A 25,573-nucleotide genomic window follows, 5' to 3' on the forward strand; every position below is an offset into this window, starting at 1 on the left:
GCCACCACCTGCCGCCGGGCGCCGGGTCCGTGGGCGGCGCCTCGACAGGTCAGCCGCTCAGCCCCACGCGGTCCATGAACAGGCTTCCCGCGTTGTACAGCTGAACGCCTGTCACCCGCTCGGCGTAGATGATCCCGACGGACGACTCGGCGTACACCCACACCGGCAGGTCCTCGACCATCGCCTTCTGGAGCGTCGCGTACGCCTGCTTGCGCACGGCCGGGTCGGAGCTCGCACGGGCGTCGTCGAGCGCCTTGTCGGCCTGGGCGTTCTTCCACCCGTTCTGGTTGAGCGGGCTCGCCGAGTGGAAGAGGCTCCACATCTCCGGCTCGGGGTCGGGCAGCCACGACTGGTACTGCCCCGCCTGGAAGTTGCGCTGCACGTTGAACTTCATGACGAACGCGGCGATGTCCAGCGGCTCGATCCGCACCGACACGTTCCGGTACTGGTCGAGGCGGCTCTTCATCAGCTCGGCGACCTTGATGCCGGTCTGCGAGATCGTGTACGTGAAGTCGACCTTCTTGCCCTCGGCGGCGAGTTCGTCGAACAGTCGCTGCGCTTCTTCCTTGTTCTGTGCCGCCTGCGTCGCCGCCGGGTCGAAGAACGGCGACGAGTGGTTGAAGAAGTTCTTCGCCGGCACGAAGCCGTTGCCGAGCGTCTTCGGCACTTCGGCCGGGTCGAGCGCCAGCGCCAGCGCGCGCCGCGCGCGGATGTCGTCGAACGGCGCCCGGCGGAGGTTGAACGCGATGTGCTGGCCGCCGATCAGACTCAGCTGCGTGACCCGGAGTTCCTTCGCCGCGCGGTCGAGATAGTCCGGGTACGAGCTGGGCACCATGTCCGCGCCGCCCGACTTGACGGTCGTGTACTGCTGCTCGCGGTCCTGCACCGCCTTGATCGTCAGCTTGTCGAGCTTCGGCAGTCCCTTGTCCTTCTGCCAGTAGTTCGGGTTCCGCACGAACACCTGCTCGCTGCCGCGCGTCCAGCTCTGGAGGACGAACGGCCCGGCACCCACCGGCTTCGTGCCCGCCTCGGCGACGCCCTTGGCCAGCGCGGACGGTGCCGCGATGTAGGTGAGGCGGGCGGCCACAAGACGGTCGAAGTTCGGGTTGGCGGACTTCGGGGTGATCTCCAGGGTCAGCGGGTCCGCGACCCGGAGCGTGAGACCCGTCGCGTACGAAGTCTGGGTCGAACGCGTTTCCGGTTTGGCGTGGGTCTCCCAGGTCAGCTTGACCGCGTCGGCGGTGAAGTCGGTGCCGTCGGAGAACTGCACGCCGGGACGCAGCTTGAGCGTCCAGGTCGCACCGCCGTCAGCCGTCGTGAGGCTCTCGGCGAGGTGCGGCTTCACCCTGCCGTCGGTCGGATCGAGGTAGACCAGCGGGTCGTACAGCGCGGCCAGCCGGGGTTCGTCGGCCACGGCGACGCCGCTCGCGGTGAACGGGTCGAGAGCGCGTGAGTCGCTCAGCGCCAGCATGGTGAGGCTGCCGCCGGCCTTGGCCTCCTGGGTCGCGCCCGCCGGGGCCTTCGCCGTGTCGGAGCCGCCGCACGCGGTCAGGGCGATGGCCAGTGCCGCGCAGGCGGCGGCCGCGCCACGGGTACGAGTGCGGGCGCCAGGCGCGCGCCGACGGGCCGGAATACGTCTCAGGGGCATGACGGTGTCTCCTCCTGGCGTGGTGCACGGGGCTGGGACGGGAACTGGGGCACGGGCGGGGCGGGGCAGGGCTGGAACCGAGTCGGAGCAGGCCGGGTCGACTGGGTCAGTCCGGATCGAGTGGGTGTCAGTCCGGGTCGGGTGGGTGTCAGTCCGGGTCGGGTGGGTGTCAGTCCGCGAGGCCGAGCACACGGCGGGCGTTGCCGTACAGGAACCGCGGCCATACCTCGTCCTTGAAGGGCACCTGCGGCAGGTCGCCGAAGATGCGGTCGAGGGACAGGCCCATGGGGAAGTACCCGGCGTAGATGATCTTGTCGGCGCCGCGGGTGTTGGCGTAGTCGACGATCGCCCTGGGGTAGTGCCGTGGGGCGAACGCGCTGGTGGAGTAGTGCAGTCCGGGCCACTTGAGCATGAGCTTGACCGCCAGCTCGGTCCACGGCTCGCAGCCGTGTCGGGTGACGAGGACCAACTCGGGGAAGTCGTACATGACTTCGTCGATCAGTTCGACGTGCTGCGCGGCCATCGGCAGGCGAGGCCCCGGCACACCCGCGCAGACGAACACCGGGATGCCGAGCTCGACGCATTTGGCGTAGATCGGGTACATCTTCTTGTCGTTGATCGGCACCTGCGGGAACGCACCCGCCGGGAACAGCGACGCGGCCCGCGAGCCGAACTTCTCGTGTTCCGCGACAAGTTGCCGTACCGCGTCCATGCCCTGATTGGGGTCGAGACTGCTGCATCCGACGAAGCGCTCCGGGTGGAGCCCGACGGCGCGCCGCGCGGTCTCGGTGCCGAGGCCGACCAGGCCCTGGGCGATGCCGTGGCGGTCCATCTCGGCCAACGTGACCGCGATCGGGTCGTCGTCCGGCAGGTCCCTCGGGACGTCCTTGAACATGTACTCGGCCGGGAAGCGCATCTGCTCGCGCGACTCGCGGTCCTTGGTCTGGCGGCGGATGAAGTCGTACTGGGCGTCGCCTGGTTGCGGGAAGCCGATCATCGTGTCGAACACGGGTTGTCCGACGGGGAAGCCCATGAGTTGCTCCGAACGTGGTTGGTGCCGGCGCGGTCAGCCGCCGGTTTCGAGGAGGCGCTTGAGGACCTTGCCGGTGTCGGAGTACGGGAGTTCGGTGCGGAACTCGACGTACGCCGGGACCTTGAAGGCGGCGAGGGCTTCCGCGACCCACCCGCGGACCGCGTCCGCGGTGAGTGCGGCACCGCGGACGGGCACGACGACGGCCTTGACCTCGTGGCCGAGGACGGTGTGGTCGACACCCACGACCGCGGCGTCCGCGATGTGCGGGTGTTCGACGAGGCGGTTCTCGATCTCGACGGGATAGATGTTCTCGCCGCCGCGGATGATGAGGTCGCGCATACGGCTCTCCAGGTGCAGCATGCCGTCCTCGATCCGCCCGAAGTCGCCGGTGCGGTACCAGCGTTCATCGTCGATCACGGCCTCGGTCGCGGCCGGGTCGGCCCAGTAGCCGAGGAAGACTCCGGGGCCTTGCAGGTGGATCTCCCCCACCTCTCCGTCGGCGGCCTCACCGCCGTCCGCGGCGCGGATCCGGACGCGCGTGAGCGGAATCGGGGTGCCGACCGACGACGTCGCACCGTCGACGCCGGCCAGGACGGTGCCCGCGCCGAAGGTCTCCGTCATGCCGTAGCCGTTGCTGACCTGGGCGTTGGGGAAACCGCCACGGATGAGGCGGAGGAGTTCGGGAGCGAGGTTGGCGCCCCCGCATCCGAGGGCCGTCACCGCGGAGAGGTCGAACGCACCGAAGCGCGGGTGGCGGAGGAGCCGCCAGTACTGCGCGGGGACGCCGCTCCACCGGGTGATGCGGTGCCGGGCCATCAAGTCCAGGTGGACGCCCTCGTCCCAGCGGCCCGGCGGCGGGAAGATCGCGGTGCCCGCGTTGAACGGGCCGGTCGCCAGGATGTTCGCGGCCCCCGAGACGTGGAAGAAGGGGGACGTCACGAGAGCCACTGGAGTACGGGCGGCGGGCTCGTGGTCGCCGGGCCGGTCGGCCGGGGCGGGCGCCGCCTCCGCCCGTGCCCGTGCCGCCGCCGTCGCGCTGTGCAGGGCCCACGCCTGCGCGAAGTAGACGATGTTGCGGTGCGAGATCACGGCCCCCTTGGGGCGGCCGGTGGTGCCGCTGGTGAACAGGATGACCGCGGGGTCGTCCTCCGCGAGGGACACGCGCGGGAGTTCCGGCTCGGCAGTCGCCGCGCGGCGGGCGTCGGCGGCGTCGGCGGCGTCGGCGGCGTCGGCGAAGGCCTGGAAGTCGATCGCGGACACGCGCTGCGCCCGCAGGATGTCCACGCGTTTCGCGTCGGCGAGCACGACACGGGGCTCGGTCAGGCGCGTGCCGTACGCGAGTTCGGGCCCCGCCCACCAGCCGTTGAGGCCGACCGCGATCGCGCCGAGTTCGAGCACCGCCCAGTACGCCAGCACGTGTTCGAGGCTGTTGGCGCCGGCCAACGCGACACGGTCGCCCTTGCGCACGCCGTACACGTCCGCGAGCAGCGAGGCTCGCGCGCTGATCAGGCGCAACGCCTCGCGGTAGCTCGTCGTGCGCCCGGGAAACACCAGGAACGGCTGGTCCGGCCGCCGGTGCGCGGCGTGGGCGAGCATCGCGGGGAGATCGGTGTGGCGGCGTACGAACACCTCGGCCGGCGACCCGAGCACGTCTTCGACCGCGGTCTCGAACGGCATGCCCGCACCGGTGAGCGCGGCGAGGGCGGCGGGCGGAACGCCGTCCCGGCCCCAGGCGAGGACGGATGCGGAACGCGGCTTCGACACTGCGGCACCCCCTGTGCGGGCGGTCGGTCGGGAAGGTCGTCGGCGGCGGGTGCCGATGCCGGGCGAAACTAGAACACAATTTCAGATCTCACAAGAGGCAACACCGCCACGTCGTCATGAGGTTGTTCCGTGCCTTGTTCAGCCCTGGCACGAGATCGACCGGACAGCTCTGGAAAAATTTAGAATGGCCTTCTAGTCTCTGCTCGCACGCTCGACCTGCCTGCCGAACGATGGAGTGCCCCGTGGCCGCTACCGCCCTCGACTTCCGCTGCTTCGACTGCGACAACCACTACTACGAGGCCGAGGACGCCTTCACCCGCCACATCGACCGCCGCTTCGCACGGCGCGCGATGCAGTGGGTCGAGATCAAAGGACGGCGGCGGCTGCTCGTGGGCGGCAAGCTCAACCGGTACATCCCCAACCCCACCTTCGACCCGGTGTCCAAGCCCGGTGCGCTCGACGAGTACTTCCGTGGGCGGAACCCGAAGGGGCTGGACACCTCCGAGTTGTTCGGCGAACTGGAGCCGATCTCGCCGGCGTACCGCGACCGCGACGCGCGGCTGGCGGTGATGGACGACCAGGGGGTCGAAGGCGCGGTGTTCCTGCCGACGCTGGGCGTCGGCATGGAGCAGGCGCTGGTGCACGACATCCCGGCGGCGGTGGCGGCGTTCCGGGCGTTCAACCGGTGGCTCGACGAGGACTGGGGGTTCGCGTACCGCGAGCGGATCTTCGCCGCGCCGTACATCACGTTGTCCGACCCCGACGAGGCGGTGCGCGAGGTCGAGTGGGCGATCGGACGCGACGCGCGTGTGCTCGTGATGGTGGGCGGGCCCGTCACCACGGAGTCCGGGCGGCGCGCGCCCGCGGACCCGGCGTTCGACGGCTTCTGGGCGCGCGTCAACGAGGCCGGGCTGACCGTGGTCTACCACGGCGGTGAGTCGCACTACACGAAGTACCTCGCGGACTGGGGGGAGCCGGCCGAGGTCGAGGCGTTCCGCGTGCACCCGTTCCGCCGCCTGGTGTCCGCCAATCCGGTGCAGGACACTTTCGCCAGCCTGCTCGCGCACGGGCTCTTCGACCGGTTCCCGAACCTGCGGATCGCGGCGATCGAGACCGGCTCCGACTGGGTGTTCCACCTGTTCGAGAAGCTGACCAAGTCGTACGGGCAGACGCCGCAGATGTGGTCGGAGGACCCGCGCGACACCTTCCGGCGGCATGTGTGGGTCGCACCGTTCTACGAGGACGCGCTGGCCGGGCTACGTACGCTGATCGGACCCGAACGCATCCTGATGGGCTCGGACTTCCCGCACGCCGAGGGCCTCGCGGAGCCGGCGGCGTTCGTCCGCGACCTGCACCGCGCGGGGTTCTCGGACGCGGAGTGCCGCCTGGTCATGCGCGACAACGGCGCGGCGCTGAGCGTACGGCGTTCGGCCTGAGGTCGGGACCGGCGCGTCGATAGGCTTCCGCCATGCTCCCCAACACCTCAGCTCCGCTGTCCGTCGAGGTCATGACCGGCGGGCAGCTCGCCCGTCGGGAGCGGCTGACCCGGGCCGTCGTGGACCTGGTGGCGGAGAGCGGGGCGGACAGCTTCCAGATGAAGGACGTCGCCGACCGTTCCGGTGTCGCGCTGGGCACGGCGTACCGGTACTTCGCGTCGAAGGACCACCTGCTCGCCGTCGCGATGTCGGAATGGCAGCGGCGGCTGACCGACCGGATGCTCGCCGACTTCGACCGGCGCGGCGTGCCCGCGGTACCCGTCGTCGAGCGCGTCCTCGACTACACCAACCGCGAGATCCGCGGCTTCCAGCGGCACGCGCACTTCGCGGGTCTGATGGTGCGGATCTACACCTCCACCGACCCGTTCGCGAGCGAGGCGATGCGGGAGATCTCGCGCAACAACAGCGCGGTCATGGAACGCCTCCTCGCCGACGTCCCCGACCGACCGCGCGCGATCGCCCGGAACGCCGTCGAGTCGGTGCTGATGCACGCGTTGACGACGTGGGTGACCGACCGGTGCACGATCGCCGACGTCTTCGAACGCGTGGAGGCGACAGTGCAGTACGTGCTCGCCCCCGAACGCCTGGCAGCGGCGACGGGGGCGGGCACCGCAACGGACTGACGCCGCGTGCCGGGCCGCGTCAGGACTTCCCGGCCGCCCCACGCCTGGTACCCAGCAGCGGCAGCAGGTTGACCAGGAGGCCCGCGACGGCCACGCCCGTGACCAGGTTGGCACCGGGACGGAACGAGCCGAAGTCGGCGTCCCCGGCCGTGACGCCCGTGGTCACCGCGGTGACGACGGCGAGCACGAGGGCGGCGCCGACCTGCCCGGAGGTCTGCACGAGGCCGGATGCGAGGCCCTGCTCGGAGTCGTCGATGCCCTCGGTGGCCTGAGCCATGATCGAGCTGAAGCCGAACGCGAATCCGCCGCCGAGAAGGAGCATGGCGGGCAGGACGGTGACCAGGTAGTTCGGGGTGGTTCCGGCGGTGGCGAGGAACCACACGTACCCGAGGCTGAGCGATGCCATCGCCGCGACCAGGAGCGGCGGTGTGCCGAACCGGTTGATCAGACGCCCCATGACCGGCGACCCGAAAGCCACCACCAGGCCGGCCGGGAGAAGCGCCATCGCCATGCGCAGGGCCGACCATCCGAGGCCGTCCTGGAGGTACAGGGACATCATGAACTGGAAGCTCATGTAGGAGCCCATGAGCGCGACCATGCTGAGGTTGGCGCGCACGACCGTGCCGACGCGGAGGATGCCGAACCGGACCAGCGGGTGGGCGACGCGTTTCTCGACGATGACGAACGTGAGAAGCAGGATCGCGGCGAGCAGGATGGAGCCCAGGGTCAGCGGCGCGCCCCAGCCCCGTTCGGGTGCGGACACCACGGTGTAGACGGCCAGGAGCATGCCGCCGCTGAGTGTCACCGCGCCGACGAGGTCGTGGCCGCCCGAGTCGGCGGGGCGGTCGCGCGGGATCAGGAAGTACCCCGCGACCAGCGCGAGGATCGCCAGGGGGACGGGGGTCAGGAAGGTCCAGCGCCATCCGACGCTGGTCAGCAGGCCGCCCAGGATCAGCCCGGAGGAGTAGCCGCTTGCTCCGAAGACGGAGAAGACCGACAGGGCCTTGTTGCGTGCGGGGCCTTCGGGGAAGGTGGTCGTCAGGATGGACAGCGCGGTCGGGGCGGTGAAGGCGGCGGCCAGACCCTTGACGAAGCGGGTGGCGATCAGCATGCCGCCGCTGTCGACGATCCCGCCGAGCAGCGACGCGGCGGCGAACACCGCGAGGGCGACGAGGAAGACGCGCCTGCGGCCCAGCAGGTCCGCGGTGCGCCCGCCGAGCATCAACAGGCCGCCGTACCCGAGCACGTAACCGTTGACGATCCATTGCAACGACGTGGCGGACAGGCCGAGTTCGTGGCCGATCGACGGGAGGGCCACACCCACCATCGACACGTCGAGGCCGTCGAGGAAGAGCACCAGGCACAGGACGGCGAGGATGCCCCACAGTCGGGGGGTCCAGCGCGGATCGGCGGCGGACGGGGTGGCGGGAGGAATGGGGTTCTCGCGAGGGTGCGGCCCCACGATCGTCTCGGTTGAGGGGGACATGACGTCCAACTTAAATGCACGTGCATTGAATGTCTACGCATAAAATGCGAGTGCAAAAGATTCCCTTGCATGATAGACGCCGCCGACGCTACCGTTGCCGCATGAACACGGAGTCCGTGCTGGTCGACCAGTGGCGCAGCTTGCTGTCCGAGTACAGCCGGGTCGCCCACGAGCTCGATCGCGCACTCCAGCACCACCACGGCATGACGATGAGCGAGTACGAGGTCCTCGACCGCCTGGTGGACGCCGGCTGCAAGGCACGCGCCCAGGAGCTCGTCGGCGACCTCCACCTGAGCCAGAGCGCGCTCTCGCGGGCCGTCTCGCGCATGGAGAAGTGCGGCCTCGTCGAACGCGCGATGTGCGACACGGACCGCCGCGGCGTCTTCGTCACCGCCACGGACGCCGGCCGGGCCGCCCACTCCGCCGCCCGCGCCACCCAACTCGACGTACTCAAGCGGCACTTGTCCTCATAGGAGGCACCGCCGGCGCCGACACCGTGTGCTCCGCATCTGCTCCTGACCCCGCCGGACCGCCCAGGCGAACGCGACTGCGCCCTCCCCCGGCACCGGCGTCGCCGTCCGCGTCCGCGGCGGGAGAGTCGGCGCGTCCGTCCCGCCGGATGCCGGGGACGATCACCGGGCCCGTTTCGTTCCGCCGAACCGACACCCGCCGGGCCGTCGAAGTGCGGGGGCATGCCGGTATGATCACGGGGGTTTACTTGTCACAGTCATGGATCTGCGGCGGCGTCCGGACGCGGGCGCCGGAACAACGAGGAGCACCGCGATGGCCGAACCGGTTACCGACGCGGCCGCGGTGGCCGTCGCCGCCATCGAGAGCCTGATCGAGGGGGACGTCCCGGACGTCACGTCCGTCCCCGAGGAGGCCTTCGACCTGGTCGAGAAGGTCCGCGACCTCGTCGAGTCCACGGTCCTCACGGATGTCGGCCCGGACGTGCGGTCGGCCGCCGCGCTCCTGGTGGAACAGGCGACCGCGCTGCTCAAGGGCGCCACCCACGACTCGGCCGTGCGGTTCGCCCGGACCCCCGACGGCCGCATCGACCAACTCGCCCAGGCGGGCTCGGGCATGCTCAACCCCCAGGCCCCGCGCCTGGTCATCCGCCCCATCCTCGGCGCCGTGGACATCGGGTCCGAACCGCGGTCGGTGGAGGTCGTCGCCGACTGCACCCTGACCGCCGCCCACAGCGGCCCGCCCGGACGCGCGCACGGCGGCGTCGTGGCCACCCTGCTCGACCACATCCTCGGCATCTCCACCTCGGCGGCCGGCTGGCCCGGCTTCACGGCAGGACTCGAAGTCCGCTACCGCGACGCGACACCCTACGGCGTGCCCCTCGAAGTCCGGGCCCGATGGACCCACCGCGACGGCCGCAAGAGCTTCGCCACCGGCGAGATCGTCGCCGACGGCCGGATCACCGCCGAAGCCACCGGCGTCTTCGTGGCCCCTCGCGACATGCAGGCCCGATGGCGCGGCGACACCGACCTTCCGCAGCCGGACAACGCCGCGAACTGAGCCGGCCCCCTGGCGGTCGGACGTCTCCCGGGCAGGGCCGCCGGCGCGGATCCGCGCGAACCGAAGTCCCCGCACGGCCGCGGTAAGCGGGCCTCGGCCCCTACGGGGCGGGGCGCGTGGCCCGCGTGAAGCTCATGCGGGAGATCATGAGGGGGTCGCGGAGGTGGGTGTGATCGCGCACGACGGTGTCGCGGTCGCCCGGGCGCATGGGTGTCATGACGATGGCGACCTCGTATTCCGAGGGTGATTGCCAGAGGTCCTGCCATGTGAGGCCGCCGCACAGCCAACGCTTGGCACCGGCAAACGCTTGCACGGGCCACGGGCTGCGCGGAGTCCCGTACATCCTGCTGCCGTAGCCGGGCAGGACCTCGTGGTCCAACGCCCGTGCGGGCGGCGCTTGTCGGCGGCCCTTTCGGGCCGGCTGGGCCCCTGCGAATCGTCCGCGTCGTCTCGGTCCGCATCATGTTCGGCCGTCTCGTCCACGGCTTGCCCCCCGAGAGTTGAGCCTGAGAAGTGCCGACTGTATTCGTACGGGGGCGGCAGGGTGGGTCTCGGGATCAGTTGCCTCGGGGGGCGTACATGATGACGGCCACGCCTGCGAGGCAGATGAGGGCGCCGGTGATGTCCCAGCGGTCGGGGCGGTATCCGTCGAGGGCCATGCCCCAGGCGAGGGATCCGGCGACGAAGACGCCGCCGTAGGCGGCGAGGATGCGGCCGAAGTTGGCGTCGTCCTGGAGGGTGGCCACGAAGCCGTACGCGCCGAGGGCGATGACGCCCGCGCCGATCCAGGCCCAGCCGCGGTGCTCGCGGGTGCCCTGCCAGACCAGCCACGCGCCGCCGATCTCCAGGACGGCGGCGGCGAGGAACAGGGCGATGGAGCGCAAGATCGTCACGACGGCGAGGGTACCGAGACCCCGATCGGGAACGTCGTCACGTGGCGAGGTCGGCGAAGGGGAGGGGGCAGTGGGGGCTGGTCGCGCAGGCGGTCAGGTCGTCGCAGCCGGCGTCCACGGCGTCGACCAGGGCGGTGCGGATGGTGTGCAGGTCGGCAATGCGCGCGTCGATCTCGGCGAGTTTGGCGGCCGCGCGCTTCTGGAGCCCGGCGGCGGTTCGGGGGCCGGCGCCGTGGTGGTGACTTCCGGCCTCCAGTAGCTCGGCGACCTCGTCCAAGGTGAAGCCGAGGCGCTGCGCGGCCTTGATCACGCGCAGGAGCGCCACGGACTCGGGCGGGTAGAGGCGGTGGCCGCCGAGGGTGCGGTCCGGCGCGGCCAGCAGGCCGCGACGCTCGTAGTAGCGGAGGGTCTGGGGGTTGACTCCGGCCGCCTCCGCCAGTTCTCCCGAACGCAGGCCGGTCGGCCCGCCGGACGCGCTTGACCCGCTTGCCCCGGTGGTCACGACGGTCACTTCTGGGCCCCTCTCGCGCGGTCGGCGAGGGCTTCCAGAACGTCTGCGTGCGCTTCGGGTACGGCGATGTCCATGAGCAGGCGTCCGGCCGCGTCGTGGTCGAAGACGAAGGTGAAGAACGAGCAGCAGCCCGCCTCGCGGTCGGCCAACTCCCGGGCGACCGCATCGGCGGCCCGGTCCAGGACCAGCCTGACGCTGGTCGGCGCGGGCCGCTCCACCGCCCGCAGCGCGCCGGCGAACAACGCGTCGAACTCGGCAATGCGCAGCGGCTGCTCCGCGGTGGGCAGCGTGCAGGACTGCGGCACCCAGGTCACGGCCGCGCTCCCTTCCGTCGTCGTACGCCCCGATGGGGCCGTGCTTCGACGGTAAACCTGTACCTGGGTACCGGATGCAACCCTCGGGAGGCACGACCGACGGGACGGCCGACGCCGTGTCCGTGCGCGGGCGGCCGACGGCACGCTCCCCCGGCCCGCGCCCGTCCGCCGTCTCAGACGCGCGTCCCCGCGAGATACGTCGCCCGCACGTCGATCCCGCCGATCTCCTCCGGTGCGACCCGGCGCGGGTCGGCCGAGAGGACGACGAGGTCGGCGTACTTGCCCGGGGTGAGCGAGCCGATGACGTCGTCCGCGTGCATCTGCCAGGCGGCGTCCAACGTCTGCGCGCGCAGGGCCTGTTCGACGGTGATGGCCTCCTGCGGTGCGAGGGTGCGGCCGCTTTCGGTGCGGCGCGTCACCGCGGTCATGATGTTGCCGAGCGGGTCCGGCGGCGTGACGGTGCCGTCGTTGTGCAGGGAGATCCGCACGCCCGCGTCCAGCGCGGAGCGCGCTGCCACCCATTCCGCACCGCGCGGCCCGAACAGGTCGTCCACCAACACCTCGCCCCAGTACCGCACATGGGCCATGAAGAGGCTGCACGTGACCCCGAGGCGCGCCGCGCGCCCGTACTGTTGGGGCGTCATGGCGCCGCAGTGCTCCAGCCGCAGCCGACGGTCCGTCATGTCCGGGTGGCGGGTGAGGAGTTCCTCCCACACGTCGAGGACCATGTCGGTGGTGACGTCGCCCTGCGTGTGGCAGGCGAGTTGCCAGCCCTGCACGAAGTACGCCTCGGCGATGGCGCGGTACGCCTCCCGGTCGTAGTTGGTCCCGCCGTGGTGCGAGCACGGCAGCCCGAGGACGACGCGCGTGGCGTGCGTGTCCAGGTACGGGAACGACGTGGCGATGTTCCCGTTCCACGGCGACCCGTCCGCCCACGTCTTGATGCCCACCTGCCGCACCATGTCGTCCCCGTTGCGCAGCGGGACGTCGGTGGACAGCGCGGCGCCGGATGCCTCGTAAAGCCGCAGGCGCGCGGTCAGGCCGCCCTCGTCGCGCAGCGCGTCGAGCATCGGGCGCCGGGACGCGTGGAAGGCCAGTTCGCCGACGGTTGTCACGCCCACGCGGTTCAGGTCGGCGAGGTTCGCGCGCAGAGTCTCCGGCCCGGACGGTCGCCGGGCGAGGGCCGGGCCGATGACGGCCGCCAGCGCGCCGCCTTCGAGTCCCTTGCCGGTCGGCTCCCCCTCGGCGTCGCGGACGAAGTGCGCGCCGACGGGGTCGGGCGTGTCGCGCGTGATACCGGCGCGGCGCAGGGCCTCGGAGTTCGCGTAGACGGCGTGTGCGGAGTTGGTGACGACGGCCAGCGGGCGGTCGGGCGCGAGTTCGTCCAGCCAGGCGCGGGTCGGTTCCGCCAGTCCCTTTTGGAGCAGGCCGTCCCAGCCGAAGAGGTACGCGCCGTGCTCGGGCTCCGCGGCGACCGCCTCGCGGAGCACCGCCATCACGCCGTCCGCGGTGCGCACCGTCGTGGGACGGATGTCGCGGAGCGGGCTGCCGGTGCCGAAGCCGAGGCTGACCGGGTGGCCGTGTGCCTCGACGAAGCCCGGGAGCAGGCAACCTCCGGCGAGGTCCACCACCTCGGTGCGGGGGCCGACCATGGGCCGTACGTCGTGCGCGTCGCCGACCGCGGTGATGCGGCCGTCGCGTACGGCGAGGGCCTCGGCTTCCGGCCGGGCGGCGTCGACCGTGACCACGGAACCGCCGAGGAAGACGAGATCTGCTTCAGTGCGCGGCAAGGGTGGCCTCCTCGGTGGGGCGGGCGGCCGAGGCCCGCGGGCGGCGTGGCGGCGCCGGGGTGTGCGGGCCGGGCGGCGTTCCGTACGCCGTGCGCGCAGCATTCATGGGAGTGGTCTTCCTCGTCACCGGGGTTGAGAACGATCACGGTGGCAGGCGTTCTGGACCCGGGACAAGGACCACATCCGCGCGTGTTGACGGTGCCAGATGGCGGACGCAACGGGCGCCCGGGCGGTCCGGTCGGTGTGAGCCCGGCCACGACCCGTCCCGATGCGGCACGGGACCGGGCACGATCGGCGGCGTGTACCTTCCGCTCGACCACGACTCGCCCGAGCCGCTGTACCGCCAGGTCCGCCGGCAGTTGCAGAACGCCATTTCCGCCGGCGACTTCGGCGCGCGGCGCCTGCCGTCCTCGCGCGAGCTCGCGGCGTCGCTGGGGGTGAGCCGCAACACGGTCAATCTGGCGTACCAGGAGCTGGTCGCGGACGGCTATGTGACTGCGGAGCCGCGGTCGGGCATGGTGGTCAACCCCGAGCTGGTCGCGCGCCTCGCGCACTCCGGGGACGCGGGTGCGGCAGGCGTGGCGCCCGGTCCGCGTCCCGCATGGCTGCGGGAGCTGACCGCCCGGCCGCCCCTCGACGCGTACCCGCACATCGCCAAGCCCGCCGACTGGCAGCGGTACCGCTACCGCTTCGTCAACGGGCACCTGCCGTTCGAGACGTTCCCGGCGGCGGCCTGGCTGCGCTGCCTGCGGACGGCGCTGACCGGCGAGCACCGCGCGGCCAGCCTCCAGGACAGCCAGGACGCGGACGACCCGATGCTGCTCCGGGCGCTGTGCCGGGACGTCCTGCCCGCGCGAGGAATCGCCGCCACGCCCGAACGCATCCTCGTCACCAGCGGCTCCCAGCAGGGCATGCACCTGCTGGCGACCGCGCTGGTCACGCCGGGCGCACGCGTCGCCGTCGAGGACCCGGGCTACCCGGACGCGCGGCACATCCTGGCCCGTGCGGGGGCGGAGCTGGTCGGGCTGCCGGTGGACCGCTGGGGTGTCGTCGTGGACCCGTGGCCGGACGACGTCACCATGGCCGTCGTGACGCCGAGTCACCAGTACCCGACGAACGCCACCCTGTCGGCACCGCGCCGCGGCCGCCTGCTCGACCTCGCCACCGCGCGGGGGTTCCCGGTCGTCGAGGACGACTACGACGGCGAACTGCGGTATGTCGGACGCAGCACCCCCGCGCTCGCCTCCGCCGATCCGACGTCCGTCGTCTACCTGGGCAGCTTCGCAAAATTCCTCGCCCCCGGGCTGCGCCTGGGCTACCTGGTCGGCGAGCCTGAGCTGATCGCGTACCTGCGCGACCTGCGGCGCTACATGGTCCGGCACCCGCCGGGCCACCTCCAGCGCGCGCTGGCCCTGCTGATCGGCAGCGGCGAGTACCGCCGCTGGGTCCGCACCCTGCGGGCCCTGCTCCGCGACCGCTGGCTCACCGCGCGCCAGGCCGTCGACCTCCACCTTCCCGGCTGGCACTACGACTCGGCCGCCGGCGGCGTGAGCCTCTGGCTCCGCGCCCCCGCGGCCCTGGACACCCGCCTCCTGGCCGGCCGAGCGGCAGCCGCCGGAATCCTGCTGGAAACCGGGGAGTCGTCGTTTTTGTCCCCCCAGGCTCCGCACAACACCGTTCGCCTCGGCTTCACCGCCATCCGCGCCGAGGAAATCCCGCCAGGAATAGCCGCGTTGGCCGCGGAAGCGAAGGCCCTCCTGGCGGGCCGCTAGTGCGGTGACCACAGACCTTCACCGGTTCTCGCCGCCCTGCACCACGCCTCGCGGCGGTGCGGGCGAAGGAGGGCCGCCAGGCCCGGCGTACGAGCACGACCGAATACGAGCTTCGGGCCTGCGCCTGGCGATGCACGGCACCGAACAACGAGAACCGGCAAACGTTTGTGCCCACCGCACTAGGCGTATTGATCACGGGCGTTGTTGACGGTGGCTGGTCTTGATCATGACGAAGACCTCCGGTGTGGTGGAGGTGGCTGGGAAAGCACCCGCAGGAGGACTCCGTGTCACCGTAACGGCCGGCTAATCGTGCACGGGCGCGGGATCCCGGTCGAACGCGGCGGACCGAGGATGCCTGCGGGACCGCTCGCCACGTCCGCACCCGCGGCGCGGTGCCCTGCGCGGGGTGCGCGGCGCGGGGTGCGCGGCGCGGGGTGCGCGGCGCGAGGCGGGGTGCGCGGCGCGAGGCGGGGCGCGCGGCGCGAGGCGGGGCGCGCGGCGCGAGGCGGGGCGCGCGGCGCGAGGCGGGGCGCGCGGCGCGAGGCGGGGCGCGCGGCGCGAGGCGGGGCGCGCGGCGCGAGGCGGGGCGCGCGGCGCGAGGCGGGGCGCGCGGCGCGAGGCGGGGCGCGCGGCGCGAGGCGGGGCGCGCGGCGCGAGGCGGGGCGCGCGGCGCGAGGCGGGGCGCGCGGCGCGAGGCGGGGCGCGCGGCGCGAGGCGGGGCGCGCGGCGCGAGGCGGGGCGCGCGGCGCGAGGCGGGGCGCGCGGCGCGAGGCGGGGCGCGCGGCGCGAGGCGGGGCGCGCGGCGCGAGGCGGGGCGCGCGGCGCGAGGCGGGGCGCGCGGCGCGAGGCGGGGTGCGCGGCGCGAGGCGGGGTGCGCGGCGCGAGGCGGGGTGCGCGGCGCGAGGCGGGGTGCGGGGTGCGCGGCACGAGGCGGGGTGCGGGGTGCGCGGCGGGGTGCGCGGCACGAGGCGGGGTGCGGGCTGCGCGGCGGGGTGCGCGGCACGAGGCGGGGTGCGGGGTGCGCGGCGGGGTGCGCGGCACGAGGCGGGGTGCGGGCTGCGCGGCGGGGTGCGCGGCACGAGGCGGGGTGCGGGGTGCGCGGCGGGGTGCGCGGCACGAGGCGGGGTGCGGGCTGCGCGGCGGGGTGCGCGGCACGAGGCGGGGTGCGGGGTGCGCGGCGGGGTGCGCGGCACGAGGCGGGGTGCGGGCTGCGCGGCGGGGTGCGCGGCACGAGGCGGGGTGCGGGGTGCGCGGCGGGGTGCGCGGCACGAGGCGGGGTGCGGGCTGCGCGGCGGGGTGCGCGGCACGAGGCGGGGTGCGGGGTGCGCGGCGGGGTGCGCGGCACGAGGCGGGGTGCGGGCTGCGCGGCGGGGTGCGCGGCACGAGGCGGGGTGCGGGGTGCGCGGCGGGGTGCGCGGCACGAGGCGGGGTGCGGGCTGCGCGGCGGGGTGCGCGGCACGAGGCGGGGTGCGGGGTGCGCGGCGGGGTGCGCGGCACGAGGCGGGGTGCGGGCTGCGCGGCGGGGTGCGCGGCACGAGGCGGGGTGCGGGGTGCGCGGCGGGGTGCGCGGCACGAGGCGGGGTGCGGGCTGCGCGGCGGGGTGCGCGGCACGAGGCGGGGTGCGGGGTGCGCGGCGGGGTGCGCGGCACGAGGCGGGGTGCGGGCTGCGCGGCGGGGTGCGCGGCACGAGGCGGGGTGCGGGGTGCGCGGCGGGGTGCGCGGCACGAGGCGGGGTGCGGGCTGCGCGGCACGAGGCGGGGTGCGGGGTGCGCGGCACGAGGCGGGGCACGGGCCCTCCGCGGTCTACCCGACCCACCAGGTGCGATCAACGGACGCGCAGTCCAACTCCTCGCTATCTGGATCCATTGACCGGGCGATCTCTGGATCTTTACTGGGGCCAGTTGGGGCAGCAACCTCGGGGTTATGTGTGCATGTTCCTGCGGTGCGGTTCGGTCCTCATTGCGGTTCGGGTTTTGATGGGCGGGGGTGAACTCGCGGTGGCGGTCGGAGTCGTGGTGGCGGCCGCCGTGGTGCAGGCGGGGACCGGGGCCGGGTTCGGGTTGATCAGTGCGCCGCTTTTGGCGTTGCTCGACCGGGAGTTCGTTCCCGGGCCGGTGTTGGCGCTCACAGTGGTGATCTGCGGGGTCGGCGCGTGGCGGGAGCGCGGGGCGCTGGTCGTGCGGGATCTGCGGGGGGCCGCGGTGGCGAGTGTGCCCGGGATGGTCGTCGGCGTGTGGGCGCTCTCGGTGCTGGACGCCACGCCGATCGCGCTGGTCACCGGCGTGGTGATCGGGGCCGCCGTGATTGCGGCGTGGTGTGGTGCGCGCATTCCCGCGACCCCTTTCACGCTCTCCGCCGCGGGCGGGCTGTCCGGGTTCCTCGGCACGCTGATCGCCGCGCCGGGGCCGCCGGTCTCGCTGGTCTACCGTCCGTCCGAGGCCCCTCGGTTACGCGCCAACCTCTCGGCGTACTTCGCGGTGACCGCGGTCGTCACGCTCGTACTACTGGGTGCCGCAGGCAAGTTCGGTCGGGCGGACGCCATACACGCCGCCGTCCTCCTCCCCGCCGGGCTCACCGGTGCCGTGCTCGGCGGACGCCTCGGCAGCCGCCTCAGCGGTCGGACGGTCGGACAAGCCGTCCTCGCCGTCGCGTTCGCCTCGGCGGTGGTCGTCACCGCCAAGGCGGTCGCGGCGTGACAGCACGGCATGGTCAGGGGACGGTCAGGGAACGGCGACGGCCTCGATGTGCGAGAAGGTGCCGTACCGTCCCATCTCGCCCCAGGCCGGCCGCATAGCGGTGACGGCCAACAACTCGCCCGGCGGCAGCGGCGCCGAGACGCGCGCGGCGGTTTCCAGGGCGGCCAGCGTCACGTGGGGGCGGAAGTCCTCGCCCGCGCCGCTCACCACCGGCAGCCCGAGGTCGTGCGCGTGGTCCGCGACGCAGCGGTGCGCGGCCTCCAGGACGGTGCGCCGCAGCGCCTCCAGGCCGACGTACACACCGCCCTGCGGCAGGTAGCGGTCGCCCACCGGGAACGTACCGAACTGGAGCCCGGAGAATTTCACTTCGATCCTCGCGGGCAGCGACTCCGCACAGCGCGCCCACAGCTCGGCGGCCTGCTCGCCCGTCGCGTCGACATGCGCCAGCGTGACGTGCGGCAGGTTGGCCTCCCCGATGCGCATGATGGCGGGCACTCCGGCGGTCAGCCGTTCCGCGTACGCGCTCAGCGCGGAGTTGGCGGCTTCGTCGGGCAGCAGAATGATGCCGTAGGGCACGGGATGCGGCGTCCCCTCGTTCTCGGACCCTTCGCGGACCCTGATGGACGGATTTCGGACAGCTTCGTTCGCGAGTTGCGGTCGTCGGCGCGCGCCGCCCCGACGTTGCCAGATCGACCACCGCGACCGCGCGTACTGTCCGGATCACGCGCGCGAGCGGAACACGCGGGTCACCGCTTCGCATAGGCTCGTGCCGGACGGCGGCACCGCACGCGCAGGGCGAACGCTCGCAAGTGGCAAGACCAGTGGCAAGAGGAGATGGCCGAGTGGACCCGCAGGCTATGTCCGAGCAGCCGCACGCGATCGGTGCGCAGTTGCGCGAAGCCGGGCCCGCGCACAAGATCGTCGCCCCGGACGGCAGCAGTGCGTGGCTGGTCACACGGTATGAGGACGTCGCGCCCCTGCTCGCCGACCCCCGCCTGTCCCTCTCCAAGCGGCACGCGAAGCCCGACGGCGGCTACCGCGGGTTCGAGCTGCCGCCCGCGCTGGACGCGAATCTGCTCAACATGGACGCCCCGCAGCACACGAGGCTGCGGCGGCTGGCCGGTCCGGCCTTCGGGACGCGCCACGTCGCCGGGATGCGCCCCGCATTGGAGGTTGCCGCCCGCCGGCTCGCCGACGAGCTGGCCGCGGCAGGCAGCGTAGACCTCGTCGCCGACTTCGCGACGCCCTTCTCGGTCCTCGTCATCTCCGAACTCCTCGGTGTACCCGAGGAGTCCCGCCACCGCTTCCGAGCCTGGACGACCGGCCTGCTCGGCGCGGGCGCGACCCGCGAGGGCATGCGCGAGATCGTCGGCGAGATGCTGCGCTTCTTCACCGGGCTGATCGCCGACAAGCGCGCTACGCCCGGAGCCGACGTGCTCTCGGCGCTCGTCGCCGCCCGCGACGCCGACGACGACCGGCTCACCGAGGACGAGCTCACCTCGCTGGCGTTCCTCCTCCTCTTCGCCGGCTTCGAGAACTCCGCGAACCTGATGGCGAGTTGCCTGCACGCGGTGCTGTCCGATCCGGAACTGCTGCGGAGCGTGCGCCAGCCCGGCGGCACCGCCGCGGACCCCGAGGCGACCGCGTCGCTCGTCGAGGAGGTCGCGCGCCACGAGTCGCCCGCGCTGCTGGCCATCCGCCGTTTCCCGGTCGAGGACATCGACGTCGGCGGAGTGCCGATCCCGGCGGGCGAGACCGTGTTGCTGTCGCTCGCGTCCGCCAACCGCGATCCGCGGCGCTTCACCGCACCCGACGCGGTGGACCCGGGACGGCCGGATCTGGCGCGCCACTTGGGCTTCGGTCAGGGCGTCCACTACTGCATCGGGGCGCCGCTCGCGCGTCTGGAAGCGCAGATCGCACTCGGCGTGTTCCTCGACCGGTTCCCGAACGCCCGCCTGGATCCCGGGAGTCCACCGCGGTGGCAGCCCTCGCCGCGCGTCCGCGGGCTCGCGTCGCTGCGCGCACTGCTCGGGACCTGACCGGACGCCGGCCCCCGCTCCGACCGGCGCCAAAAGGCCCCGACACACCGCCACAAGATCGACAAATCCGCTGGGCGCCCGGAAACCGGCGTTCCGCTACCCAGTGACATCAGGCCAACTCCCGCGTCACTATTGACACATGGGCACGTCTGGTGGACAGGGTGAGCACCGGCCGAGGGTCGCGGTGCGGTTCCGCGGCGCGCGCCAGGACGTCGAACTCCCCATAGTGCGTCTGGAACAGCGTGCCAACGGCCGCTGGTACGCGGTGGTCGAGCTTCCGCGCTGGTCGGACGACGGACACGAGGTCGTCCCTTGGGACGAGCAACTGACGCTGCCCCCAGGGAGTTTCCGACAGCTTCCGGGCGAGGACTACAGCGCCCTGAAGCGCGTACGGCACCCGAACCTGAGCGTGTAGTCGCATCCGCGCCCACACGCCTGGGCAATGGCGCTGCGACCAAACCGACTTGTCTGGGAGTTTCCCCGAGGAACCGAGCGAGCCGCGACGGAGACGCATCGCGCACCAGGATCGATGCCGCCGACACCGGCGAACCTGCCGCGTCAGCAGATGAGTTGACCGGTGCGCACCCGATCGACAGGACGCCGCTGCAAGGCTCCGGGCGCACCTGCCGCCAAAACGCCGGACGCCCGGCGAGCGCTCGGGAATGCGCGCTCCACCGGGCGTCAGTCGCCCGAACCACCCGACCGCACAAGCCGGGTGGCGTGGTGTCAGGTCGGCAGGGCAGGCGGTCAGGCCGGGCTGGGCACACCGCGCGTGGTGACGATGCGGGCGGTGCCCTCGGCGAGCTGGTACGACAGTCCGACGACTGCGGAGTGCCCCGACGCGACGAGGTCCGCGAGCAGCCGGGAGCGGTCCAGCAGGACGTCGACGGTGTGCCGCACGTGCTCGTCGATGATGTCGCCGTCGCGCTCCAGTCCGGCGGCGCGGGCGGCGAGCACGCTGGGCGTCACGCGCTCGACGACGTCGCGGACGTAGCCGGTGGTCGGCAGGCCCTCGTTGACCGCGAGCCGGGCGGCCGCGACGGCACCGCAGGAGTCGTGGCCGAGGACGACGACCAGGCGGCAGCCGAGGATGTCCGTGCCGTACTCGATGCTGCCCAGCACCTCGGGGCCGAGCACGTGCCCGGCGGTGCGGACCACGAACAGGTCGCCGAGGCCGCGGTCGAAGATGATCTCGGCGGCCAGGCGGGAGTCGGAGCAGCCCAGCAGCACCGCGTACGGAGTCTGGCCGGGCGTCAGGTGGGCACGGCGGGTGGCGTCCTGGTTGGGGTGGTCCGGAATGCCGTCCACAAATCGGCGGTTGCCGGCGAGCAGCAGGTCCAGGATCTCGGCGGGCGTGAGCGCGGCGGGCGACGTCGGGGTGGCCATGGGAGGGAGCGTACGAGGAGTGCGATCTTCGCGCGCGGTGACCCGCCCAAAGGCGGCGCGAAGTGGATGTGGTAGGGGTGCCGGGCCGCGGCGCCGGGCCGTTCGCGGTCGGCCGCCTATGCGCGGCACTCGGCGGTCGGGGCTCGGCCCTCCCCGCTCACCCGAACCCCACCACCGGCTGCGGCGTGTACGGCGCCTCCAGCCGCGCCGCCTCGTCGTCCGACAGTTCGACCGACAGGGAGCCCAGCGCATCCGCGAGATGGTCCGGCTTGCCGACGCCCACGATCGGCGCCGCGACTACCGGGTTGCGCAGCAGCCACGCGAGGGCGATCCGGGCCGGGGACTCGCCGCGCTCCGCCGCGATCCGGGCGACCTCCTCGACGATCGGCCGGGCCGCGTCGTCGGCGTACAGCGTGCGCCCGTACGCGTCGGTGCCGCTGCGCTCGGTCGTGGTGCCCCACGGGCGGGCCAGGCGGCCGCGCGCGAGCGGGCTCCACGGCAGGACGCCCACACCCTGGTCCGCGCAGAGCGGGAGCATCTCGCGCTCCTCCTCGCGGTGCAGCAGGTTGTAGTGGTTCTGCATGGCGACGAACTTCGTCCAGCCGTGGCGCTCGGCGGTGTACTGGGCCTTCGAGAACTGCCACGCGAACATCGACGAGGCGCCGATGTACCGCGCCTTCCCGGCCTTGACGACGTCGTGCAGCGCCTCCAACGTCTCCTCGATCGGGGTACGCCGGTCCCAGCGGTGGATCTGGTACAGGTCCACGTGGTCCGTGCCCAGTCGCCGCAGGCTGTTGTCGATCTCGGTCATGATCGCCTTGCGGGACAGCCCGGCCGCGTTGGGGCCGCCGCGCATCGGGCCGTGCACCTTGGTCGCGATGACGACCTCGTCGCGTCGGGCGAAGTCCTTGAGCGCCCGGCCGGTGATCTCCTCGCTGGTGCCGTCGGAGTAGATGTTGGCGGTGTCGAAGAAGTTGACGCCCGCCTCGACGGCTTGGCGGATCAGCGGGCGCGCGGCGTCCTCGTCCAGGGTCCAGTTGTGCGTGCCGCGGGCGGGCGTGCCGAAACTCATGCAGCCGATGCAGATCGCGGACACGTCCAGGCCGGTGTTGCCGAGCTTCGCGTACTTCATCCGACCACCCTAGAGGGTGATCGGCCGCGGTCGCGGGCTCATGGGCGGCGTGGCCGGGTGCCCACCGCCGGGGTTGGTGACGAGGCGGCTGTCACCGGGCCGCGCGGTGCCGGGACGACGGCGCCGTGACGGGTATCGCGCGATCAGGCCAGTACCGCCTGCCCGTCCGCCCGGTGGCGTGCCATCCAGTCGGCGCCGAAGGCCACCGCCGGGAACAGCGGCACCAGCAGCGACGGCGCCGACCCGACGAACCCCTCGCCCACCGCGATGTTCTCCCGCAGCGCCGCGCCGATCAGGTCGAAGTCCCGCAGGTCCAGGACGACGTCCTCGTACTCGAACCACATCGGCCGCCCCAGCCCGTCCTGGATCACGCAGCGGTACTTCCGGGTGGCCAGCTCCGGTTGGAGGTACTCCGCCAGGTGGAAGGCGCTGAACGTCGAGAACGCGGTGCCGAGCATCAGCACCTTCGCGTCCGGCAGCGAGTAGAGCCGTGCCAGCGGCGACTGTTCGCCGAAGTGCGTGGCCGGGTTGTGGTGCCGGACGATGCCGTCCGCCAGCAGCCCCATCGCGACGAAGGACGACTGCGGGTGCCAACTGCGCACCGAGCCGGGTGTACGCCGCAACAGCTCCGGCAGCGCGCCCATCGTCGGCGACGACCGCGTCCACATCGGGTCGAACGGCGGCATCTGCCGCTTGTACGCCTCGGTCTCCGCCTCGCTGAGCCCCTGCGTGGCCCGCTGGAAGGCCCACGAAGTGTCCGAGTTCTCCTCGGTGTACGCCGGCATCACCAGCGTCCCGGCCGGACCGACCGCGTCGAGTAGCGCCCGCAAAACGCCCTGCGCGCCGCCGTCCACGGGGCCGATGCCGCGCAACGTGCTGTGCACCATCAGGACATCGCCGGGGCACACCCCGATCTCCCGCAGCGCGCCGACGATTTCGCCCACGTTCCAGGGCTTGCCGTCAGCTTTCGGCGGCGGTCCCGCGGTGACGGGCGGCCCGTTCACCGCCTCCGCCAGCCGCACGTCCGCGTCACCGCCTAGCGACGAACCCACCCCACACCCTCCAGGTCGTGCGTGTTGCCCAGGTCCGCGGCCACCCGGCCGCGGACGTGCTCGATGAAACGGATCAGATCCGGGCAGTAGACGGACGGCCCGCCGAAGCCCGCGCCCGCGCGGTAGCGGTGGGTGAAGTATCCGCCGCCGCAGACGTCGCGCACCCGGCAGGCACGGCAGGTCGCGCCGAGTCCGGCGACCCCCAACTGCCGTGCGGCCAGGGACGGGTGGCGCAGCGCGTCGTCGAACGTGTGGGTGTGTACCGACATTCCCGTGACGGCGGCCCCGTCGTACGTCGACTTGAGCGTGTCGACCTGCTCGATCATGCCGTCGGTGTCGACCACGACGACGGTCGCGGGCCCGGGTCCGAGTTGCTCGGAACTGCTCGGGCCGCCGAGCAGCAGCGCGAGCGTGTCCTCGAACAGGCGGACGCTGGTCTCCGCGCGCTCCACGCCGTACCAGCGGTCGAACGCCGCGGCCAGCCAGTCCCCGTACGGGGTCTCCGGCGCCCCGGCCTCGCGCGTCGGCGGCGGTGTGTCCCAACTCCCGTGCGGAAGCAGGAAGTCCATCGCGGGCGGGGCGTGCGAAAGCAGGGCCTCGTAGACCTCGACCGGGTCGTTCTCCACGTCGATCGTGCAGAGCAGGCCGCCGTAGAGGCCCGGCCGGGAAGGGTCCCGGAGCCGTTCGATGGCCGCCGCGACGCGGGCGTGGCTGCCGCGGCCGTCGGCGAACCGGCGGTGTCTGTCGTTCGCGGCCTCGCCGCCGTCGATGCTGACCCCGACCGAGATGCCGAGCGCGTACAGGGCGTCCAGGCTCGCGTCGTCCAGGAGCAGGCCGTTGGTCTGGATCGCCAGCGACACCCGGGTGTACTCCGGGACTTCGCGCCGCACCGCCTCGGCCAGGCGGGTGATCAGCGCCATCCCGGCGAGCATCGGCTCGCCGCCGTGCACGATGACGGTGACCGCGTCCAGCCGGTGTTCGCGGGCGTGTTCGGCGATCCGGACGGCGGTGCGGTCGGCGACGGCAGGCGCCATGGCCTTGCTCGCGTCGCGCCACGACTGGTCGGCCATCTCGTACAGGTAGCAGTAGTCGCAGGAGAGATTGCAGCGGCTGTGCACCTTGACGACAAAGTGCCGCAGCGGAACCGGCTGCCACAGCGCCCCGAACGTCCGATGGGACGCAAGGTTGGACGGCCATTCGGCATCCGGCTGTTTCCGCACCGGAGTGGGCAGAGGCTCCACCCGGGAACTCCTTTCCCGGCGCATTCGTCCGGCTGCCGAGGGTTGCGGGGCGTGGAAGGCTCTGCCCACGCCCCGCCCGTGCTGGCGCTTGTGGTCAGCTCTTGCCGACGTAGCTGTTGAAACCGCCGGCCACATAGCTGTTGAAGCCACCGGAGACGAAACTGTTGAAGCCGCCCGACACGTGGCTGTTGAAGCCGCCGACGTAGCTGTTGAAGCCGCTTCCGGCGACGCCGGCGCCCGCCTGGCGCAGGGCACGGCCCAGCGGCGAGTCGGCGAGGACGGCAGGGCGGGCCTCGGTCCGGTCCATGACCGGTACGGCGTACGACATATGTGACTCCTCGTTCCGCGTATCGGTGCTTTCGGCAAGCACCGGCGTTCGCACGGTAATCCGCGGAACGCGAGGACACGCGGTCACGGCGATTCGCCGCGTACAGCGGATACTTCGCCGCGCGGCAGGGACAGAGTCACGGCCCGATGTGCTCCGGGAACCACCGCCCGATTGGCTCAATTCCCTTCAGGGACACCGGACTTATTGAAACCCGAAGAGGCTCGGGCAGTTGCTAACCGCCCAGGCGCAAGGGGGCTCCGGTTACGAATCCGCGGATTCGTCCCGCAGCGGAAAGACCATCACCGTGCCGCCGACGGGCACGGTTCCGTCGGTGTGCGGGGCCTTTCCCGCCTCGTGCAGGCGCATGACGAGATCGGCCGTGCGCTCGCGCAGGTCGTCCCAGTCCTCGGGGGTCAGCCACACCTCGACGTCCGCGGTGACGCCGGGCCCGGCCGGGGCGCGGCGGGACGCGCGGGCGCGGAGGTTCTGCGCCAGGGTCTCGGCGAGCAGCGCGGTACCGCCCTCTGCGGCGGTGTCGGTCCCACTGTCGGAGAGCGGGGTGCCGCGTACCGCCCGATAGCGGCGCTCCAGACCCCCGCGGCGGTTGCGGGTCCCGGTGAGTTCGACGAGGCCCGCGGCGTCCAGGGTGCGCAGGTGGTGGCTGGCCAGGGCTTGGGACACGTGCAGTTCGCGGGCGAGTTCGGCGGCGGAGAGCGGGGTCGCCCACATCAGCGACATCATGCGCAGCCGCGTCGGATGGGCGAGTGCGCGCAGAACCGGGTCCGTGGTGGTCACGGCCGCCAGTAAATACCACGCGCGCGGCGGCAGGCCGCCGCAGGGCG

23 protein-coding genes are annotated in these 25,573 nt (G+C 72.6%); 8 read left to right on the forward strand and 15 right to left on the reverse strand.

Going from position 1 to position 25,573, the window contains the following annotated elements; all coding sequences use genetic code 11:
• Window positions 1–49: 49 nt before the first annotated feature.
• From ACRX5S_RS04540 to ACRX5S_RS04550, 3 genes are all read right to left on the reverse strand, one after another.
• Window positions 50–1,648, reverse strand: a complete 1,599-nt coding sequence (locus ACRX5S_RS04540; RefSeq protein WP_436771417.1) for an ABC transporter substrate-binding protein — start codon at window positions 1,646–1,648, stop codon at window positions 50–52.
• Window positions 1,649–1,817: 169 nt separating this feature from the next.
• On the reverse strand, window positions 1,818–2,681 hold the full coding sequence (locus tag ACRX5S_RS04545; protein WP_436771418.1) for an amidohydrolase family protein: 864 nt from the start codon (window positions 2,679–2,681) through the stop codon (window positions 1,818–1,820).
• Window positions 2,682–2,714: 33 nt separating this feature from the next.
• A complete protein-coding gene (locus ACRX5S_RS04550; protein ID WP_436771419.1) occupies window positions 2,715–4,445 on the reverse strand; it encodes a class I adenylate-forming enzyme family protein in 1,731 nt (576 codons plus the stop codon).
• 242 nt (window positions 4,446–4,687) lie between these two features.
• On the opposite strand from ACRX5S_RS04550, the gene ACRX5S_RS04555 reads away from it, so the two are divergent.
• Window positions 4,688–5,881 carry an amidohydrolase family protein gene (locus tag ACRX5S_RS04555; RefSeq protein ID WP_436771420.1) on the forward strand — a complete coding sequence of 398 codons (1,194 nt, stop codon included), beginning with the start codon at window positions 4,688–4,690 and terminating at the stop codon, window positions 5,879–5,881.
• Window positions 5,882–5,913: 32 nt separating this feature from the next.
• Complete coding sequence (locus tag ACRX5S_RS04560; RefSeq protein WP_436771421.1) at window positions 5,914–6,564, forward strand: TetR/AcrR family transcriptional regulator; 651 nt, start codon at window positions 5,914–5,916, stop codon at window positions 6,562–6,564.
• 19 nt (window positions 6,565–6,583) lie between these two features.
• Here the strand turns inward: ACRX5S_RS04560 and ACRX5S_RS04565 are convergent, their stop codons facing one another.
• Window positions 6,584–8,050: an MFS transporter gene (locus ACRX5S_RS04565; RefSeq protein WP_436771422.1), complete on the reverse strand. Its 1,467-nt coding sequence runs from the start codon at window positions 8,048–8,050 to the stop codon at window positions 6,584–6,586.
• A 101-nt stretch (window positions 8,051–8,151) separates the two neighbouring features.
• Here ACRX5S_RS04565 and ACRX5S_RS04570 point away from each other — a divergent pair, with 101 nt between their 5' ends.
• Complete coding sequence (locus ACRX5S_RS04570) at window positions 8,152–8,523, forward strand: MarR family winged helix-turn-helix transcriptional regulator (protein ID WP_436771423.1); 372 nt, start codon at window positions 8,152–8,154, stop codon at window positions 8,521–8,523.
• A 310-nt stretch (window positions 8,524–8,833) separates the two neighbouring features.
• On the forward strand, window positions 8,834–9,577 hold the full coding sequence (locus tag ACRX5S_RS04575; RefSeq protein ID WP_436771424.1) for a PaaI family thioesterase: 744 nt from the start codon (window positions 8,834–8,836) through the stop codon (window positions 9,575–9,577).
• Window positions 9,578–10,134: 557 nt separating this feature from the next.
• Here ACRX5S_RS04575 and ACRX5S_RS04580 read toward each other — a convergent pair.
• From ACRX5S_RS04580 to ACRX5S_RS04595, 4 genes are all read right to left on the reverse strand, one after another.
• Window positions 10,135–10,470, reverse strand: coding sequence for a YnfA family protein (locus ACRX5S_RS04580; protein ID WP_436771425.1), 336 nt, complete (start codon window positions 10,468–10,470; stop codon window positions 10,135–10,137).
• A gap of 37 nt (window positions 10,471–10,507) precedes the next feature.
• Window positions 10,508–10,981, reverse strand: a complete 474-nt coding sequence (locus ACRX5S_RS04585; protein ID WP_436771426.1) for a MerR family transcriptional regulator — start codon at window positions 10,979–10,981, stop codon at window positions 10,508–10,510.
• Window positions 10,978–11,295, reverse strand: a complete 318-nt coding sequence (locus tag ACRX5S_RS04590; RefSeq protein ID WP_436771427.1) for a hypothetical protein — start codon at window positions 11,293–11,295, stop codon at window positions 10,978–10,980. The genes ACRX5S_RS04585 and ACRX5S_RS04590 overlap by 4 nt, the downstream gene beginning before the upstream one ends.
• Before the next feature lie 173 nt (window positions 11,296–11,468).
• Window positions 11,469–13,085: an amidohydrolase gene (locus ACRX5S_RS04595; protein WP_436771428.1), complete on the reverse strand. Its 1,617-nt coding sequence runs from the start codon at window positions 13,083–13,085 to the stop codon at window positions 11,469–11,471.
• A 299-nt stretch (window positions 13,086–13,384) separates the two neighbouring features.
• On the opposite strand from ACRX5S_RS04595, the gene ACRX5S_RS04600 reads away from it, so the two are divergent.
• Together ACRX5S_RS04600 and ACRX5S_RS04605 are read left to right on the forward strand one after the other, a co-directional pair.
• The gene (locus tag ACRX5S_RS04600; RefSeq protein WP_436771429.1) at window positions 13,385–14,857 is read left to right on the forward strand and encodes a PLP-dependent aminotransferase family protein; all 1,473 of its coding nucleotides are present in this window, start codon (window positions 13,385–13,387) and stop codon (window positions 14,855–14,857) included.
• A gap of 1,976 nt (window positions 14,858–16,833) precedes the next feature.
• Complete coding sequence (locus ACRX5S_RS04605; RefSeq protein ID WP_436771430.1) at window positions 16,834–17,553, forward strand: TSUP family transporter; 720 nt, start codon at window positions 16,834–16,836, stop codon at window positions 17,551–17,553.
• A gap of 24 nt (window positions 17,554–17,577) precedes the next feature.
• Here the strand turns inward: ACRX5S_RS04605 and ACRX5S_RS04610 are convergent, their stop codons facing one another.
• Window positions 17,578–18,129, reverse strand: a complete 552-nt coding sequence (locus ACRX5S_RS04610; protein ID WP_436771431.1) for a 2'-5' RNA ligase family protein — start codon at window positions 18,127–18,129, stop codon at window positions 17,578–17,580.
• A 266-nt stretch (window positions 18,130–18,395) separates the two neighbouring features.
• On the opposite strand from ACRX5S_RS04610, the gene ACRX5S_RS04615 reads away from it, so the two are divergent.
• Complete coding sequence (locus tag ACRX5S_RS04615; protein ID WP_436771432.1) at window positions 18,396–19,592, forward strand: cytochrome P450 family protein; 1,197 nt, start codon at window positions 18,396–18,398, stop codon at window positions 19,590–19,592.
• Between the two features lie 139 nt (window positions 19,593–19,731).
• Window positions 19,732–20,007 carry a hypothetical protein gene (locus tag ACRX5S_RS04620; protein WP_436771433.1) on the forward strand — a complete coding sequence of 92 codons (276 nt, stop codon included), beginning with the start codon at window positions 19,732–19,734 and terminating at the stop codon, window positions 20,005–20,007.
• Between the two features lie 332 nt (window positions 20,008–20,339).
• Here the strand turns inward: ACRX5S_RS04620 and ACRX5S_RS04625 are convergent, their stop codons facing one another.
• The 6 genes from ACRX5S_RS04625 to ACRX5S_RS04650 form a co-directional block, all read right to left on the reverse strand.
• Window positions 20,340–20,978, reverse strand: a complete 639-nt coding sequence (locus ACRX5S_RS04625; protein WP_436771434.1) for a carbonic anhydrase — start codon at window positions 20,976–20,978, stop codon at window positions 20,340–20,342.
• Between the two features lie 157 nt (window positions 20,979–21,135).
• Window positions 21,136–22,110, reverse strand: coding sequence for an aldo/keto reductase (locus tag ACRX5S_RS04630; protein ID WP_436771435.1), 975 nt, complete (start codon window positions 22,108–22,110; stop codon window positions 21,136–21,138).
• A gap of 143 nt (window positions 22,111–22,253) precedes the next feature.
• Window positions 22,254–23,162 carry an aminoglycoside N(3)-acetyltransferase gene (locus tag ACRX5S_RS04635; protein ID WP_436771436.1) on the reverse strand — a complete coding sequence of 303 codons (909 nt, stop codon included), beginning with the start codon at window positions 23,160–23,162 and terminating at the stop codon, window positions 22,254–22,256.
• Entirely contained in the window at window positions 23,147–24,403 is a 1,257-nt protein-coding gene (locus ACRX5S_RS04640; RefSeq protein WP_436771437.1) for an FxsB family cyclophane-forming radical SAM/SPASM peptide maturase, read from the reverse strand. The genes ACRX5S_RS04635 and ACRX5S_RS04640 overlap by 16 nt, the downstream gene beginning before the upstream one ends.
• 94 nt (window positions 24,404–24,497) lie before the next feature.
• The gene (locus tag ACRX5S_RS04645; protein WP_436771438.1) at window positions 24,498–24,731 is read right to left on the reverse strand and encodes a hypothetical protein; all 234 of its coding nucleotides are present in this window, start codon (window positions 24,729–24,731) and stop codon (window positions 24,498–24,500) included.
• Between the two features lie 261 nt (window positions 24,732–24,992).
• Complete coding sequence (locus tag ACRX5S_RS04650; RefSeq protein WP_436771439.1) at window positions 24,993–25,526, reverse strand: ArsR/SmtB family transcription factor; 534 nt, start codon at window positions 25,524–25,526, stop codon at window positions 24,993–24,995.
• Between the last annotated feature and the right edge of the window lie 47 nt (window positions 25,527–25,573).

It is taken from the genome of Yinghuangia sp. YIM S09857, from assembly GCF_051388915.1.
In the GTDB taxonomy this organism is placed as follows: Bacteria; Actinomycetota; Actinomycetes; order Streptomycetales; family Streptomycetaceae; genus Yinghuangia.